Here is a 15943-nt window from a genome sequence, read left to right on the forward strand (position 1 = left end):
CCACTTCAGGCAGCTTTTTTGTATTACAACTTTTTTGTATTACAACGTACGTGCTACTTCTACTACGTCATAGCATTCCAACTGGTCGCCTTCCATGATTTCGTTGAAGTTTTTAATCATCAAACCACACTCAAAGCCCATGCGAACTTCTTTGACATCGTCTTTAAAGCGTTTCAATGATGACAATTCGCTTGTGTGAATCACGACATTGTTGCGAATCACGCGGACTTTACTGTCGCGTTTCACGAAGCCGTCTGTTACCATGCAACCCGCAATATTGCCGACTTTAGATACCGTAATCACTTGACGAATTTCCACCGTACCTGTGATTTGTTCTTTCTCTTCTGGCGACAACATACCGCTCATGGCAGCTTTAACATCATCAATTGCATCGTAAATGATGTTGTAGTAGCGGATTTCTACGCTTTCGTTTTCTGCCAATTTACGTGCTGCACCATCTGCGCGAACGTTAAAGCCAATAATCAATGCGCCAGAGGCAATCGCCAAGTTAACATCGCTTTCGGAAATGCCGCCTACGCCGCTATGCAAGACTTGTACACGTACTTCGTCGGTAGACAATTTTTGCAGGCTGCCTGCCAATGCTTCGTATGAACCTTGTACGTCTGCTTTAATGATAACCGACAGATTTTGTGCTTGGTTGTCGCCCATGTTGTTGAACATATTTTCCAATTTGGCTGCTTGTTGTTTTGCCAAACGCACGTCGCGGAATTTGCCTTGACGGAACAAAGCCACTTCACGTGCTTTTTTCTCATCTGCCAAGACCAAAGCATCTTCGCCTGCATTGGGTACGTCTGACAAACCCAAAATTTCCACAGGAATAGATGGACCTGCTTCGTTAATGGGTTTACCGTTTTCGTCCATCATGGCACGAACTTTACCAAATGCCGTGCCAGCCAACAGCATATCGCCTTTGCGTAATGTACCGCTTTGAACCAACAAGGTTGCCACCGCACCACGACCTTTGTCCAAACGCGCTTCCACAATCAAGCCTTTAGCGGGCGCATCAACAGGCGCAGTCAATTCCAATACTTCGGCTTCCAGCAACACAGCTTCCAATAATTTGTCAATATTGATGCCTTGTTTTGCAGAGACATCAACAAATTGTACATCGCCACCCCATTCATCACACACAACTTCGTGTTGAGTTAATTCTTGACGAATACGCTCGGGATTGGCTGCTTCTTTATCAATTTTGTTTACAGCAACCACCATTGGTACGCCTGCTGCTTTTGCGTGAGCAATGGCTTCTACGGTTTGTGGCATCACGCCATCATCGGCGGCTACAACCAAAATCACAATATCAGTCGCTTGCGCACCACGCGCACGCATGGCAGTAAAGGCTTCGTGTCCTGGTGTATCCAAGAACGTAACCACGCCTTTGGGTGTTTCAACGTGATACGCGCCAATGTGTTGTGTGATACCGCCTGCTTCGCCTGCCACGACTTTGGTACGGCGAATGTAGTCCAACAGTGATGTTTTACCGTGGTCAACGTGTCCCATCACGGTAACCACAGGAGGACGTGGTAAGGCTTCGGCAGCAATGGTAGCTTCTTCATTTAAGAATGCGTCTGGGTCATCAATTGCGGCAGGTTTACCGATGTGCCCCATTTCTTCCACCACAAGTAGTGCAGTGTCTTGGTCAAGCGACTGGTTGATGGTTACCATCATGCCCATTTTCATTAATGCTTTCACAACTTCAACGCCTTTGACTGCCATTTTGTGCGCCAAATCCGCAACGGTAATGGTTTCAGGCACCAAAACCTCATGAACAACGGGTTCGGTTGGTGCTTGGAAGCCGTGTTGATTGGGTTCTAATTTCAGTTTTTTGCCTTTTTTACCACCGCCGCGTACGCGTTCATCGTCGCCACCGCGCGAATGGTCACGCCCACCTTTGGCATTTTTGCCACCTTTACCGCGAGGTGTATCGTTATCACGATTGTGGCGGCGGTCTTCTTTTTTACGGCTGCCACTAGATGGATTATCGGATTCTGACTCTTTCAGGCTGCCTGAAGATTTTGGTTTATCGGTTTTGGTTTTGATATTTTTATCAGATTTATCTGTTTTATTGGATTTCTGATTTTTTGTTTCATCGTCTTTTTTGGCGCGTTTTTCTTCGCTGGGTTTAGCGGTGCGTTGAGCATCTTTTTTGGCTTGTGCAGCGGTTTTAGCATCTTCAATGGCTTGCAATTTGGCTGCTTCACGACGTGCTTGACGTTCGGCGCGTTCTTCTTTTTCACGCTGCAATTTTTCTTGATATTCACGACGACGGCGATCTTGTTCTTCTTCCTGAGCACGACGAGCGGCTTCCTCCGCATTGACAACTTCAACAGGCGTAGGCAACGGTTCAGGTTCTTTTTCTTTTTGACGATTTTTACCGCCGCGTTTGCGTTTACTTTTTTCTTTCGATTCGCCTTCTGGTTTGTTTGATTTTTCAGATTGGTGAGATTTATCTGATTTTTTCTCGGATTTTTCCGTTTCAATAGAAGATGAATTGGGTGTATTTTCCGTTTTCAGGCTGTCTGAAACGGTTTTTTTGTCGGGTTGGGTGTTGGATTCTGGTGTTGATTTCACATCAGATGATTCTGATTTTTCAGATTTTTTACCCGAACGCGCAGCTTTCAGACGTGCAGCTTCAGCCAAAGCGATGGCACGTTTGGCTTCACGTTCGGCGTTTTCATCAACAACAGAAGAAGCTTCTGCTGCATTAAGGCTGCTTGAAACAGGTGTTTCAGCTGATGCGGTTACTTCGGCTTTTTCGGCTTTCAGTTTTTCTAGCATTTCTTCTTTATTATTAGGTACTTCAACGTGGCGGCGTTTTTTACGCTCCACAATAGTGGTGTTGGGTTTATGATTGCGTGCATTATTACTCATGGTGTCTCCTTACGCATTTGTTTCATCGGCAAACCAATGGGCGCGTGCTGCCATAATTACTTTTTCGGCTTCATCTTTGCTTACTCCAGTAATTTCAATTAGTTCATCAAGCGACAGTTCAGCTAAATCATCGCGATGAGTAATATTGGCTTCCGCCAAATCACGCAACATATCTTCGTCCATACCGTCCAAATTTTTCAAATCTTGGTCAATTTGATTTAATTTTTCTTCTGCTTCCAAAGCGGCTTTAAGTACAGCATCACGCGCTTTAGTGCGAATATCGTCCACGTCATCAGCAGACAAATCTTCAATTTCTTGCAATTCATCAATCGCCACATAAGCAACTTCTTCAATGCTGGTAAAGCCTTCCTGTACCAAAATATTGGCGATGTCTTCGCTTAGATTCATTTGCGACATGAAAATTTCACGAATAGCGGCATCTTCGGCGGCATTGCGTTCTTCGGCTTCTTTTACGGTCATGATATTCAGTTGCCAGCCAGTCAAATCAGCTGCCAAACGCACATTTTGACCACCACGCCCAATTGCCAACGCCAATTGGTCTTCTTCCACAATCACATCGCAAGCGTGTTTTTCCTCGTCAATAATGATGCGTCCGACATTAGCAGGGGAAAGCGCATTAATGATGAAATCGCCCGCATCGTCTGACCATAACACCACATCAATGCGTTCACCGCCGATTTCATTGGATACGGCATTGACACGCGAACCGCGTACACCAATACAAGTGCCTTGTGGGTCAATGCGTTGGTCATTGGATTTCACGGCGATTTTGGCGCGTTGACCAGGGTCGCGCGATACCTCGCGGATTTCCAGCAAACCATCAGCAATTTCAGGGACTTCTTGTTCAAATAATTTGCGTAAAAATTCGCCTGAAGAGCGGCTTAACATGACTTGTTTGCGTCCGCCATTGAGTTCTTCTACTTTCCAAAATAAAGCACGGATTTTGTCGCCACTGCGATAATTCTCACGAGGCAATGCTTGCTCACGCGGAATCAGTGCGTCTAATTTGGGGGCAATTTCCACCACGATGCCATGGCGTTCCACGCGTTTGACTGTGCCAACCACGATGTCTTCGCGTGTTGCTAAAAATGCGTTTAAAATTTGTTCACGTTCGGCATCACGGATTTTTTGTAAAATGATTTGTTTGGCAGTTTGTGCGGCTTGGCGACCAAAAGCTTCATTGGGAATATCTTCTTCGTAATAATCACCGACTTGAATATCAATACCAGGGATTTCCTCTTGAATTTGTTCAATGGTTTTTTCTAATTCGGGATAAGTGTAATCTAAGTCTTCTACAATTAGCCACTTACGCACGGTTCGGTATTCGCCTGTGTCGCGATGAATTCGCACTTCCAAATCCATGTGTTCGCGGTCGGCTTTTTTCTTGGCGGCAATACCCAATGCGGTTTCCAAGGCTTCAAATACCACATTAGGTTCAACATTTTTTTCGCTGGCAAGTGCTTCTGCCAAAGCTAAAATTTCGCGGCTCATTCAGCAACGCTCCTAACTAAAATAATAGAAAAATGGATTTTCAGGCTGCCTGAAAAAATAGCATTTATTTTTAGGTAACCTGAATAAATTTAGAATTTAAACTCGGGTTTAATGCGTGCTTTATCCACATTAGATAGTTCAATTTGTACGGCTTTGCCATCAAATGCCAATGTAATGATTTGGGTATTTTCGTCAAACGCATCAATTTTGCCGATGAAATTTTTTTGTCCATCAATGGGTAAACGTGTTTTGATTTTTACGAGGCTGCCTGAAAAGCGTACAAAATCACTGGCTTTTTTTAATGGACGGTCTAAGCCTGGGCTGGAGATTTCCAAATTTTTGTAATCCACATTTTCTACCATGAATACGCGACTTAAGTGATTGCTGACATTGGCACAATCTTCTACGGTAATACCGCCTTCTGTATCAATAAATACACGTAAAGTGCCTTGTGCGGTTAATTCAAAGTCAACCAATTCATAACCCAAGCCAGGTAGAGTAGTGTCTAAAATAGTTTGTATATCCATGTTTTAATTTGATTTCTACAGAGTATAAAAAAACAAAAAATGACCACTTGGGTCATTTTTCGTTGGGTATTGAAAAATTTTGCTGATTATACGCGTTTAAATTTGAAATGAAAAGAGATTTGTATGGCATTGGTGCGAGATGAAAAGATTACAAGTTATCTAAATCGATTGTATATCGATTGTATTATGTTGGTCAGGATTGATGAGATAATTGTTAATTTTATGTAAACCATATTGCCTACAAAAGTCCAAAATTGTATTTCAGGTTGCCTGAAATACAAAAAAACCACAAAAAAATGATTTAAGAATATTTACTTAAATTAATAATCCAGTAAATTTTTTTAATAATATCATTAATCTTGTCAAATAATTAATTTTCTTTAACATAAGATAACAGTAAACAACAAAAACCACACAAGACTTCCGCTATAATCCCCCTAACTTTAATCAACCCCAAAGTCTTATGCGCTGCTAGCGGTTCTTAATCTCTCTCTAAGTAGCTGTAACAGACGCGAAGAGACTCAATTTTTTATGGATTCTTTGAAGAAAAACTTAACCCAAACTGTTAAATTAGGTGTATTTGCGACATTGCTGTGCACGAGTGCTTTGGTACAAGCCGAACCAAATGATGCTTTGGAGCAATTGATTAAGCAACGCCAACAAGCTACACAGCCTGAAGGCAATGTTAAAATCAATTATAATTTCATTCAACGTAAAGCTGAAACAGCTGTACCTGCTCCCGAGCCTGTTGCTAAAGTAGATAAATCAAATACCAAAGTGATGACGGCTGCACAGGCATTGTCTATTTTCCGTCCACGCGCCAGTACAGCAGTGGTAAGCAATAGTCACGGTGATGCTGATTCATTGATTTCAAGTGCAATGGGTTTTATTGGCGTGGCGTACCGTTTCGGTGGTACAACACCGCGCGGCTTTGACTGTAGTGGTTTCATGCAATATGTTTTCCGTAAAGCGTTTGCTGTCAACATTCCACGTACAGCCGCTGCACAGGCTAATTTCGGTTCAAAAGTAAGCCGTAGCAATTTGCAAGCTGGCGATATGGTCTTTTTCCGTACTTCTGGTCGTCGCATTTCTCACGTTGGTATGTATGTAGGCAACGATCGTTTTATTCATTCACCACGTACAGGCAAAAGCGTTGAAATTACCAGCTTATCCAGTAAGTATTGGAGCAGTAAATACGCTACTGCGCGTCGTGTAAAACGTCAAGGTGCGGATAATTTCATTAAAGGTTAATTTATGGCAATGCCTGCATTACCCATTTGGCATGGCGACGACGGCGAAATCGTGTCTTGTGCCGAAAAAGTGAAAGTCATGACGCAAAATATGAATGAGTTGTTTCAAACTGCGCAAGACGCATTTGAAGATGCGTTGTTAATGGGTTGTAGTGAACAACAAACTCGAGATTATTTGCTGAATTTGGTTCAGGGCGTGGATAATCCTTATCGTAACCGTTAATTTTTTTAATTAGTTCGCGACTGCTTGAATATTCAAGTAGTCGCGTTTTGTTATATTTTTCAGGCTGCCTGAAAATTAAATTTTTATAAAATCATGATATTAGATAAAGATAAACGTCAAATTATTTTGGATACTGAAACCACTGGTTTGTATGCCAATGCCGCAGAAAATCCAGACCGCTTGATTGAATTCGCTGGTTTGGAAATGATGAATCGCCAATTAACAGGGCGCAATTTGCATTTGCTGATTCATCCACAACGTGAAATCAGTGAAGAAGCGACCGCTGTTCACAACATCACATTGTCGCAATTGGTGGATAAACCTATTTTTGCACAAGTGGCGCAGCAAATATTTGATTTTATTAAAGGTGCTGAGCTGATTATCCATAATGCTAAATTTGATGTTGGTTTTTTAAACGCAGAATTTGCGCGTGTGGGTTTGCCCAATGTGGAGACCATTTGCGAAATTACCGACACGCTGGAAATGGCGAAAAATCTGTATCATGGACAAAAAAATAGCCTTGATGCGCTGTGTAATCGCTTGGGTGTGGACAGAAGTAAGCGTGTTTTCCATGGTGCGTTGATTGACTGTGAATTGTTAAGCGAAGTGTATTTGGGCATGACGCGTGGGCAATTCAGTTTGATGGCAGATTGGGAAGATGAAGATGAAAACAGCGAAATTAATCAAATTGTTGTGCAACATACATTTCAACGTACAGGCAGCCTGAAAGTGGTTTTGGCCAATGAGGATGAATTAGCGGCACACGAAGCAATTTTGGCAGATTTGGATAAAACGGTAGGCGGTTCGTGTATTTATCATGCTGATTTGATTGATGGAAAATCCAATGAGCCTCTGTCTGAACCTGAACCCGAAGATGATGATTCTGATGAAGATGAGCCGGAAAATATTTAAGAGATAATATGATGAATTATATTGCTTTAATTCCTGCGGCTGGTGTCGGCAGTCGGTTTGGTGCCAGTTATCCTAAGCAGTATGTTGAATTGGCTGGGCAAGCTGTTTTGCAACATACTATTGATTTGTTTGTAAAAAATGGTAGATTAGCACACATTGCCGTGATTGTTTCGCCTGATGATGAATGGGTTGACGAAGTAATCAGGCTGCCTGAAAATGTGGCGGTGTATCGTGTGGGTGGGAAATCCCGAGCAGAAACGGTGGTTAATGGTTTGAATTATTTGATTAATCACAAAATTATCCAAGCTGATGATATGATTTTAGTACATGATGCGGTGCGGTGTTGTTTGCCACAGACGGCGTTAAATCGTTTGTTGGATACGGTAGGCAATCGGGCGCAAGGCGGTATTTTGGCGATCCCCGTCGTGGATACGCTCAAACGTGCTGAACATCGTGAATCTGTGATTGCTAAAACGGTTTCGCGTGCTGGATTGTGGCAAGCGCAAACGCCGCAAATGTTTCAGGCAGCCTTATTACAAAAATCATTACAAAATGTTGATTTTTCAGAAATTACTGATGAAGCCAGCGCAGTAGAACGTTTGGGTATTGCGCCGCTTTTGGTGGAAGGTGACAGCCGTAATATTAAATTGACACGTGCTGATGATGCGGATTATGTGGCGTGGTTATTGGGACAATGATGCGAGTAATTAGATTGATTTTTTTGATGATTTTAACTGCATGTGCCAATTCTTTTGCACCGAATAATCAGCAGATTGATGCGTTGCGAATTATTCAATATCGTGATGTAAACGGTATGGGTTTGATGCCTGTTGCACGAAGTGCTGGCGATGCGCGTGAAAAATTGTGGCGTAAATGGTTGAATATTTATGATAAAAAATTTGATAATCAGCTTAATCAAAAATTAGACGGACAAACGCAATGGTGTGTTCAATGGCTAAATGGCAAAAAAAATGAGCGAATTTGTCGGCGAGATGGTGGGCTGATTTGGTTTGAACGCGGAATGTTGCGTGATCAAATGGCGGTGGAGATGGCAGATAGAATTTGGGCGTTGCAGAGATATAATTGACCAAAAAATATTACTGCGTTGTTTGCTTTTTTATGTACTGGATTTACACGGTAGTCGCGTATTTTTATTTTAAACGACTGTCTATCAATCATAATCTGCCTAAAACCTTTGTCATATCTTAATTTTCACGGTGTCATTGTTTTGAACCACATTGAAATTTGGGATTTGGCAAAGGTTTCAGGCTGCCTGAAAAATTTAATCTAATGATTTAAATAATCTTTTCCAACTAAAATTCGTCTGGTACCGTTGTTTTCGGCTGACGAAATGATGCCTTCTTCTTCCAGTAATTGCATTAAATTAGCGGCGCGGTTGTAGCCGATGCGCAGGCTACGTTGTAATGATGAAATAGACGTTTTACGTGTGGTAATCACAAATTCTACAGCAGATTGAAATAACTCATCTTTTCCATCAGAACCATTTGATTTAATGGCTAAATCAGGTGGGAGGAATTGTTTATTTTCTAAAATCGCTTCACCTGTTAATAAACCATCAATGTAATTGGGTTCAGCTTGCATTTTAATGAACGACACCACTTGATGCACTTCATCATCACTGACAAATGCCCCTTGCAAACGAATCGGTGCAGCATTTCCTGGTTGTAAAAAGAGCAAATCGCCGTTTTTCAATAAATCTTCTGCACCCATTTGATCCAAAATGGTACGGCTGTCAATTTTGCTTTGTACGGTAAACGCCATGCGCGTTGGCACGTTTGCTTTGATTAAACCCGTGATGACATCAACACTTGGGCGTTGGGTAGCGATAATCATGTGCATACCTGCAGCGCGTGCTTTTTGGGCAATGCGTGTGATTTGGGCTTCTACGGCTTTGCGTTCAGTTATGATTAAATCGGCTAATTCATCAATGATAATCACAATTTGTGGCAAAACTGCCAATGGTTCGGGTTGCTCGGGTGTGAGACTGAATGGGTTGTTAATGGGTTGACCATTGTCTTGGGCTGCCTGAATTTTGTCGTTGAAACTGTGTAAATTTCGCACGCCTACATGAGACATTAAACGATAGCGTTTTTCCATTTCTGCCACACACCAATTTAACACATGACCTGCGGCTTTCATATCGGTAACCACAGGGCAGAGCAGATGCGCAATGCCATCATAAACCGATAATTCCAACATTTTGGGGTCAATCATAATTAGGCGAACTTCTTCAGGTTTTGCCTTGAATAATATGGACATAATCATGGCATTTACCCCCACTGATTTGCCCGAACCTGTCATGCCACCCACCAATAAATGTGGCATTTTTGCCAAATCACCCACCACAGGAAAGCCTGCGATGTCTGTGCCTAACGCAACGGATAATTTGGATTCACTTTTGGCGAAAGTATTGGACGCTAAAATATCATGTAGTAACACATTTTTACGGTGTTCGTTTGGTAATTCCAAACCCATGGTGTTTTTGCCTTGAATGGTTTCCACCACGCGCACCGATTGTACCGCCATGGAACGCGCCAAGTCCTTAGCCAAATTGACAATCTGATTGCCCTTAACGCCTTTGTCGGGTTTGATTTCATAGCGGGTGATAACAGGACCACTGATTGCGTGTTCCACTTCCACCTTGATGCCAAATTCGGACAATTTTTCCACAATTAAATCCGCAGTTGGCTGCAAGGTATCTGCATCCATGGTTTGCACCAAAGTTTCGGTATTGGTATGCAATTGATTGACATTGGGCAAGCGGTACACACCTTCTTCAAATGGCAATTCTTCTTGGGTAGGCGCGACCATTTCAGTGGCTGGATTTTGTGGTGTGTTGTGTTTTTTTTCGGATTTCTTTTCGGGTAATAATTTGAGTTTTCCGCGAATTTTATTGGCTTTATCGCTTAAAGTTTCGTGTTTGTTTTTGGGGTTGGTATTTTTGTCTAAATTTTGTTTATCGGATTGCTCGTTATTGTCTTTTTTGCGTTTCAGGCTGCCTGAAAGTCGTTGCCAAGGCTTAATAATGGTGGGGGCAATGGTGTCGCTTGATTCGGTGGATGGTAAATTGCGTTCCATAACAAAATCGTAAGCTTGTTTGGCTTTTTGCCACAATTGCATCAATAATTCGTGATACGAAAATTGCACCAATAATTTTAATCCCACCGCGATTAAAATAACCAAAATAAATAAACTGCCACCATGCCCCAAATAAGTGGTCAATGCATCTGTGGTAATTGCGCCCACCCAACCGCCAGCGTCTTTGAGTAAAACCGTGCTGTCGTTGAGTTTACCAAGCAACAATAGGCGTTCCACCATCGGGCTGCTGAATAAAATAACCCCTAAGCCTATGCCAAATAAAATGCCACTATGTACTTCATTTTCCACATTAAATAAGCGAAAATTTTTGTACAACCACACAAATGCCGCCATCACAAACCACCACACTGATAAGCCTAAGCCGAAATAGCCCAAATCCGCAATGTACGCACCCAATAAACCCGCACCATTATGCACAGGTGCAGTACTGGGAATGCCGCGCAAAAAAGACGGGTCATCTACACTGAAGGTAACCAACGCCAACGCCAAATAGCCCGCAATCCCCAATACGATGGTCCAAATTGCGCCGTGAGAGATGTAGCGATATTTTTTCAAGGGTGATGGGGACGTGTGCGGTGTTACGCTGCGAATGGCGTCTGCATGTTCGGCTTTACGCTTTACAGGCGTGCGTTTTTTGGGTGCAGGCGTTTGCAGTTTGGGGCGAGCAGGTTGCGCTTTCTTTTTTTTCGCGTCAGACATGGTGGCAAATCACAAATTACAAAGTTAAAAGCGGCTGCCTGAAAAGAAGTCAACGTTCAGGCAGCCTCAAAGGGAATGACAAAGTCATATTATAACTGATTTCAGGCAGACTGCACGCTCAGTACAATGAAAATACTGGCGACAATCGTGGCGTAGAGCAGAGTGGGTATGGCGGCGATACGCCATGTTTTTTTGGGGCAATACAAAATGTATTCTCAGGCGATTTTTTTAGAGTTAATATTTTCAGGCTGCCTGAAATTTTATTTAGCTAATTCTAAATCAACCGTTTGATATAATTCATTAAAATTTGGTTCGCCCACAAATGTCTTCAGCACTTCGCCACGTTTGTTAACTAAGACGCTGGTGGGATACAAGTCTTTTTTCGCAAATGATGATGTGATGTTTTTTTGCTCATCAAAAATCACGTCAAAGGGTAGGGCATGTTGTTTGGCGTATTCATGCACAGTCGGCAAGGGGTCGTATGGTACGGCAACCGCCAAAATTTGAAAATCTTTGCCTTGATAATCTTGCGCCATTTTGATTAATTTCGGCATTTCGGTAACACAACCAGGGCAAGACGGAAACCAAAAATTTATCAGGGTAACTTTGTTTTGTAAGCGTTGATTGTCCCATGTTTGTCCCTGTAAATTTTTTGCGCTAAATGTGGGCGCGGTGGCGTGCGAATCATCCAGCACAATCAAACTCACTAAACCCACAACGATTAATGCCAAAACCACGCCAAACCATTTTTTTATCATTTATTTTTCCTGTGAAATCAGTTGATTAAATTTTTGCAAAACGGTTTCAGGCAGCCTGAACGTTTTGCCATTTTGCGTGGGCATTAATGTAACATTGGCTTGTGCGGCAATTTTCAGGCTGCCTGAAAGCCGAATGATTTGTTGTAACATTAAACGTCTAGATTGTGCAGATAAAATATGGGTGTCAATCAAAATGGTTTCATCGCACTCAATTGCTTGACGGTACTGAATATCCAAATGTACCACAACCAATTGAATTTGGCGCAAAATTTCGCTCATATTCAGTTGCTGAAAATAATGCCAACGCGCTTGTTCCAAAAATTCTAAATAACGTGCGTTGTTAACGTGTCCGTAGCCATCTAGATGAAAATTATGAATATAAATGGAATGCGACATCGTGAAATCAATTTAAATTTAAATCCAAATCGGCGAATGCCTCACGCTCAATGGGTTCGTCTGCCAAATCGGTAACAATACTGGAAATTTGGACGTTGAACCATTCATTGAACAATTCAGCCGTCAAATCAGGCCAATAGCTTTCATCATCGCACCAATCCGCTAATTCTGCTGCGAAAATGGTTTCGGTACGCGCTTCAATTTCATCCCACACTTCGTCAATATTTTGGCAAGCTGGCACAAGATAAGAATTCGCATCTTGTTGCAATTCTGCCAATGTTAAGTCGCCCAAATCACTGTGGGGCAAATTACTTAACCATTGCCAAAAAGGTTCACGTGGTACGACAATAAAAACACTGCGGTTTACTTCATACATGGCTGATTTCCTTGTGGTTTGAATATTTCAGGCAGCCTGAAGATTTTTTGTCATTGTGTTGTCATGCTGCCTGAAAGAAACTGGATTAATTTTCCGCTTCGTATTGCCAAATTTGTCGCGAGAATACAGATAAATCGTTTGCACTTTCATCAATAAACCTCGCTGATGAATTAGAAGGAGCAAATTGGCTTTTGGCTTTTTTCTGCATTTTGGGTGTGGCGGAGGGTTTGGGAGTAGGATCTGGATTGACAGATTCAATGTTGCTATCAAGTGAATTTGATGTATCTGATTCCATTAATTCGTCAATATCGGCATCGCCTTCTATTTTTTGCGATACGCCTAAATCGTGATTGCGCTTACTCATGTAAAAATCGCGCACATAGGCGTATTTGTCCATGGTGTCTGTTTTTTCCAATGTGTCGGTTAGTGGCAAAAATTGGGCGCGAGTATCGACGGCTTTTAATCCAGTGGTGGCGTAGCGTGCAATTTTATCATGAATCGCTAATTTTTCAATAGGATAAACAGAAGTTAAAGTGCTGCCAATGCTATCGCGTACAGTAGATGGCCCTGTGAGAGGGTAAACAAAATAGTGGCTTTTTTTCCAACCCCATGATGCGAATGTATCGCCCAATGTGGTTTTATGGCTGGGCAAACCAGCTTCGTCTGCCACGTTAATCAAGCCACCCAAACCAAATGTGGTGTTGACTGCCACGCGCATAAAATCGTAGCCTGCTTTTCCGACTTCGCCACGTAACAAATTACTGCCCATGCTAACGGCATCGCGAAAATTATCAAAAAAATTGTGAACCGCGATTTTTACAGGTCTGGGTGTGATTTTTTCGTAGCCTTTGGCGATTGGACGCATCACATACCGGTCGGCTTTTTCATTGAATTTGAACATACTACGATTATAAGATTCGTAGGGGTCGTTCGGATTGCGATCGGCAACGCTGGCGCAACCACTTAGCAATAATATGCTTAAGAAAACATAGTGGTATGATTTGAAATTTAATTTCATGAATGTTCTCCTTCGGTTGCAGAAAATGCTTGTTGCCATTCATCTAATTGGGGTAGTTCATATAATTTTGCTAATGTTTCAATGGATTCAGGGAGATTTAACCATTTCAGGCTGCCTGAAATATTTTCGCGTATCGTGGTCAAAAGCAGGGAAATACACGCAGAATCAGCACGCACCACGCCACTCAAATCAACGGTGTGGACATGGGGTTGTTGGCACAATTGCACAAATTGCTTCCAATCTTGTCGAGTCAGTGTTTGCACACTGACCATACCACGAATCATTAAGCAATTATTCTCAATGACACATTGCATAATTATTGACCATTTTTTGCTTTTAAATCAGCAATTAAACCATCAATACCTTTTTTCTTGATGATGTCGCGGAATTGTGCTTTGTAGCCATCAATTGGACTAACGCCAGCAAATGTGGCATTATAAATACGGAATTTGCCACCATTGGCGCGCGTCATGAATTCTGCATCAATTACTGGTTTGCCAACAGGCATGATTTTAGCGCGGACGATAACCGAATTACCGCGTTGAATAGCATTGTCTGACACCACTACTTTTGCATCTTTATACAGGGACATGGCTTGAGTATATTGATTTATTAAGTGATCTTTGAATACGCTAACCAATTGTGCTTTTTGAGCGGGAGTCGCGGTTTTCCAAGGCAAACCCACTGCCAACGCTGTCATGCCATTAAAATCAAAGTAGGGTGATGCATAAGCTTCGGCTTGGCGCATAACTTGGGCGTTGTTTTTGCCATTGGCTTGGCTCAAAATTTTCATCACTTCCACAGAATTAGCACGAACTTGTGCCACTGCGGCAGGATTCGCAAATGCCATGCTCACGCTCATGATACCGATGCTGATGGCGGTTAAAAATGCAGATTTTTTCATGTTGTGTTCTCTTTCAAGATGATTGGTTAATTATTCTACGCCTTTGGTTGTTTCTGGACTAACCGTAGGTGTAGGCGTACTGTTTTTGTTACTGCCCATATTTGCCATAAATTGGCTAATCAGATTTTCCAAAACCATTGCGGAACTGGTTTCGGTAATGGTGTCGCCAGCGTTTAAATTTTCCGAATCGCCACCTTGTACTAAACCGATGTATTGTTCACCCAGCAAGCCTGATGTGAGAATTTGCGCACTGACATCGCTGCTGAATTTGTATTGATTTTCTACATTTAGGGTAACTTTGGCTTGATAAGTTTGTGGATCCAGCGTAATTTGATTCACACGCCCTACCAATACGCCAGCAGAACGAATCGGCGCATTCACTTTCAAACCGCCAATATCTGAAAATTCCGCATATAAAACATAGTTTTTACTGCTGCCTGAAAAACCATCTCGCCCACCAGCCACGCGAAACGATAACACCGCCAATGCCAAAACACCCAATAAAACAAACAAACCCACCCAAAATTCCAAAATGCTTTTTTTCATAACAATCCCAATTATTCAGCAAACATAAACGCCGTTAAAATAAAATCCAAAGCCAACACCGTCAAAGCAGACGATACCACAGTACGTGTACTGGCACGCAAAATCCCTTCGGCTGTTGGGCGACAATGAAAACCCTGATACACCGCAATCAGCGACACGGCTGTCCCAAAAATCATGGATTTTATCAGCCCATTTAATACATCATAAGAAAAAGTCATGCTGTTTTGCATATGCGACCAAAATACGCCAGAATCCAAACCCAACCATTGCACACCAACCAAATACCCACCCCAAATACCTGCCACGTTAAAAATGCTTGCCAACAATGGCATAGACACCACACCCGCCCAAAATCTCGGTGCAACCACGCGTGCTACAGGATTGATGGCCATCACATTCATGGCTTCTAATTGTTCAGTGGTTTTCATTAAACCAATTTCACTGGTCATCGCTCCTCCCGAGCTGCTGGCGAATAAAATTGCCGCCAAAACAGGACCCAACTCACGCAATAACGCCGCCGCTACCATGAAACCCAACACGTCAGCCGCTTTGAATTTTGCCAATTGCGTGTAACCTTGTAAGCCCAGCACCATGCCCACAAACAAACCCGATACTGCAATAATCAAAATAGACAGCACGCCCGAAAAATACATTTGGCGAATCATTAAGCGTGGGCGTAAGATGTTTTGTGGAAGCAGCGATAAAATTTTCAGCAAAAATAAAGTATTTGCGCCAAGTATTTGAATAAAAGTCAGTGTTTTGCTGCCAATATTTTGAATAAAGTTCATATTGATTAGATTCTATTATTTA

At 42.3% G+C, this 15943-nt stretch carries 17 protein-coding genes; 5 read left to right on the forward strand and 12 right to left on the reverse strand.

Translation table 11 applies throughout. The annotated features are described in order from the left end of the window. Window positions 1–39 precede the first annotated feature (39 nt). The 3 genes from infB to rimP form a co-directional block, all read right to left on the reverse strand. The gene (infB, locus tag BWP33_RS04285; protein WP_002641791.1) at window positions 40–2892 is read right to left on the reverse strand and encodes a translation initiation factor IF-2; all 2853 of its coding nucleotides are present in this window, start codon (window positions 2890–2892) and stop codon (window positions 40–42) included. 9 nt (window positions 2893–2901) lie between these two features. Continuing rightward, entirely contained in the window at window positions 2902–4404 is a 1503-nt protein-coding gene (gene nusA / locus BWP33_RS04290; RefSeq protein WP_002641790.1) for a transcription termination factor NusA, read from the reverse strand. Window positions 4405–4493: 89 nt separating this feature from the next. Beyond that, window positions 4494–4931, reverse strand: coding sequence for a ribosome maturation factor RimP (gene rimP / locus BWP33_RS04295; RefSeq protein ID WP_002641789.1), 438 nt, complete (start codon window positions 4929–4931; stop codon window positions 4494–4496). Window positions 4932–5462: 531 nt separating this feature from the next. On the opposite strand from rimP, the gene BWP33_RS04300 reads away from it, so the two are divergent. From BWP33_RS04300 to BWP33_RS04320, 5 genes are all read left to right on the forward strand, one after another. Beyond that, window positions 5463–6182, forward strand: a complete 720-nt coding sequence (locus BWP33_RS04300; protein WP_002641788.1) for a C40 family peptidase — start codon at window positions 5463–5465, stop codon at window positions 6180–6182. Window positions 6183–6185: 3 nt separating this feature from the next. Continuing rightward, a complete protein-coding gene (locus tag BWP33_RS04305) occupies window positions 6186–6404 on the forward strand; it encodes a hypothetical protein (protein ID WP_002641787.1) in 219 nt (72 codons plus the stop codon). A gap of 93 nt (window positions 6405–6497) precedes the next feature. Further along, on the forward strand, window positions 6498–7316 hold the full coding sequence (gene dnaQ, locus BWP33_RS04310) for a DNA polymerase III subunit epsilon (protein WP_002641786.1): 819 nt from the start codon (window positions 6498–6500) through the stop codon (window positions 7314–7316). Window positions 7317–7324: 8 nt separating this feature from the next. Continuing rightward, window positions 7325–8014 carry a 2-C-methyl-D-erythritol 4-phosphate cytidylyltransferase gene (gene ispD, locus BWP33_RS04315; protein WP_002641785.1) on the forward strand — a complete coding sequence of 230 codons (690 nt, stop codon included), beginning with the start codon at window positions 7325–7327 and terminating at the stop codon, window positions 8012–8014. A 26-nt stretch (window positions 8015–8040) separates the two neighbouring features. Then, window positions 8041–8403 carry a hypothetical protein gene (locus BWP33_RS04320; RefSeq protein WP_158666811.1) on the forward strand — a complete coding sequence of 121 codons (363 nt, stop codon included), beginning with the start codon at window positions 8041–8043 and terminating at the stop codon, window positions 8401–8403. A gap of 200 nt (window positions 8404–8603) precedes the next feature. On the opposite strand, the gene BWP33_RS04325 is transcribed toward BWP33_RS04320, so the two are convergent. The 9 genes from BWP33_RS04325 to mlaE all read right to left on the reverse strand — a co-directional run bounded on the left by BWP33_RS04325 (window position 8604) and on the right by mlaE (window position 15921). Continuing rightward, a complete protein-coding gene (locus tag BWP33_RS04325) occupies window positions 8604–11135 on the reverse strand; it encodes a DNA translocase FtsK (RefSeq protein WP_002641783.1) in 2532 nt (843 codons plus the stop codon). A gap of 260 nt (window positions 11136–11395) precedes the next feature. Further along, the gene (locus BWP33_RS04330) at window positions 11396–11893 is read right to left on the reverse strand and encodes a TlpA disulfide reductase family protein (protein WP_002641782.1); all 498 of its coding nucleotides are present in this window, start codon (window positions 11891–11893) and stop codon (window positions 11396–11398) included. Continuing rightward, window positions 11894–12289: an acyl-CoA thioesterase gene (locus BWP33_RS04335; RefSeq protein WP_002641781.1), complete on the reverse strand. Its 396-nt coding sequence runs from the start codon at window positions 12287–12289 to the stop codon at window positions 11894–11896. 7 nt (window positions 12290–12296) lie between these two features. Continuing rightward, window positions 12297–12665, reverse strand: coding sequence for a hypothetical protein (locus BWP33_RS04340; protein ID WP_002641780.1), 369 nt, complete (start codon window positions 12663–12665; stop codon window positions 12297–12299). Between the two features lie 85 nt (window positions 12666–12750). Further along, a complete protein-coding gene (locus BWP33_RS04345) occupies window positions 12751–13683 on the reverse strand; it encodes an MlaA family lipoprotein (protein WP_002641779.1) in 933 nt (310 codons plus the stop codon). After that, window positions 13680–13997 carry an STAS domain-containing protein gene (locus BWP33_RS04350; protein ID WP_040628901.1) on the reverse strand — a complete coding sequence of 106 codons (318 nt, stop codon included), beginning with the start codon at window positions 13995–13997 and terminating at the stop codon, window positions 13680–13682. Before BWP33_RS04350 ends, BWP33_RS04345 begins: the two co-directional genes overlap by 4 nt. A 2-nt stretch (window positions 13998–13999) precedes the next feature. Further along, window positions 14000–14587: an MlaC/ttg2D family ABC transporter substrate-binding protein gene (locus BWP33_RS04355; RefSeq protein ID WP_002641777.1), complete on the reverse strand. Its 588-nt coding sequence runs from the start codon at window positions 14585–14587 to the stop codon at window positions 14000–14002. 30 nt (window positions 14588–14617) lie between these two features. Continuing rightward, complete coding sequence (gene mlaD / locus BWP33_RS04360; protein ID WP_002641776.1) at window positions 14618–15133, reverse strand: outer membrane lipid asymmetry maintenance protein MlaD; 516 nt, start codon at window positions 15131–15133, stop codon at window positions 14618–14620. An 11-nt stretch (window positions 15134–15144) separates the two neighbouring features. Then, window positions 15145–15921: a lipid asymmetry maintenance ABC transporter permease subunit MlaE gene (mlaE, locus tag BWP33_RS04365; protein WP_002641775.1), complete on the reverse strand. Its 777-nt coding sequence runs from the start codon at window positions 15919–15921 to the stop codon at window positions 15145–15147. Window positions 15922–15943 lie beyond the last annotated feature (22 nt).

Origin of the sequence: Simonsiella muelleri ATCC 29453 (assembly GCF_002951835.1) — a bacterium.
Classification (GTDB): Bacteria; Pseudomonadota; Gammaproteobacteria; order Burkholderiales; family Neisseriaceae; genus Simonsiella; species Simonsiella muelleri.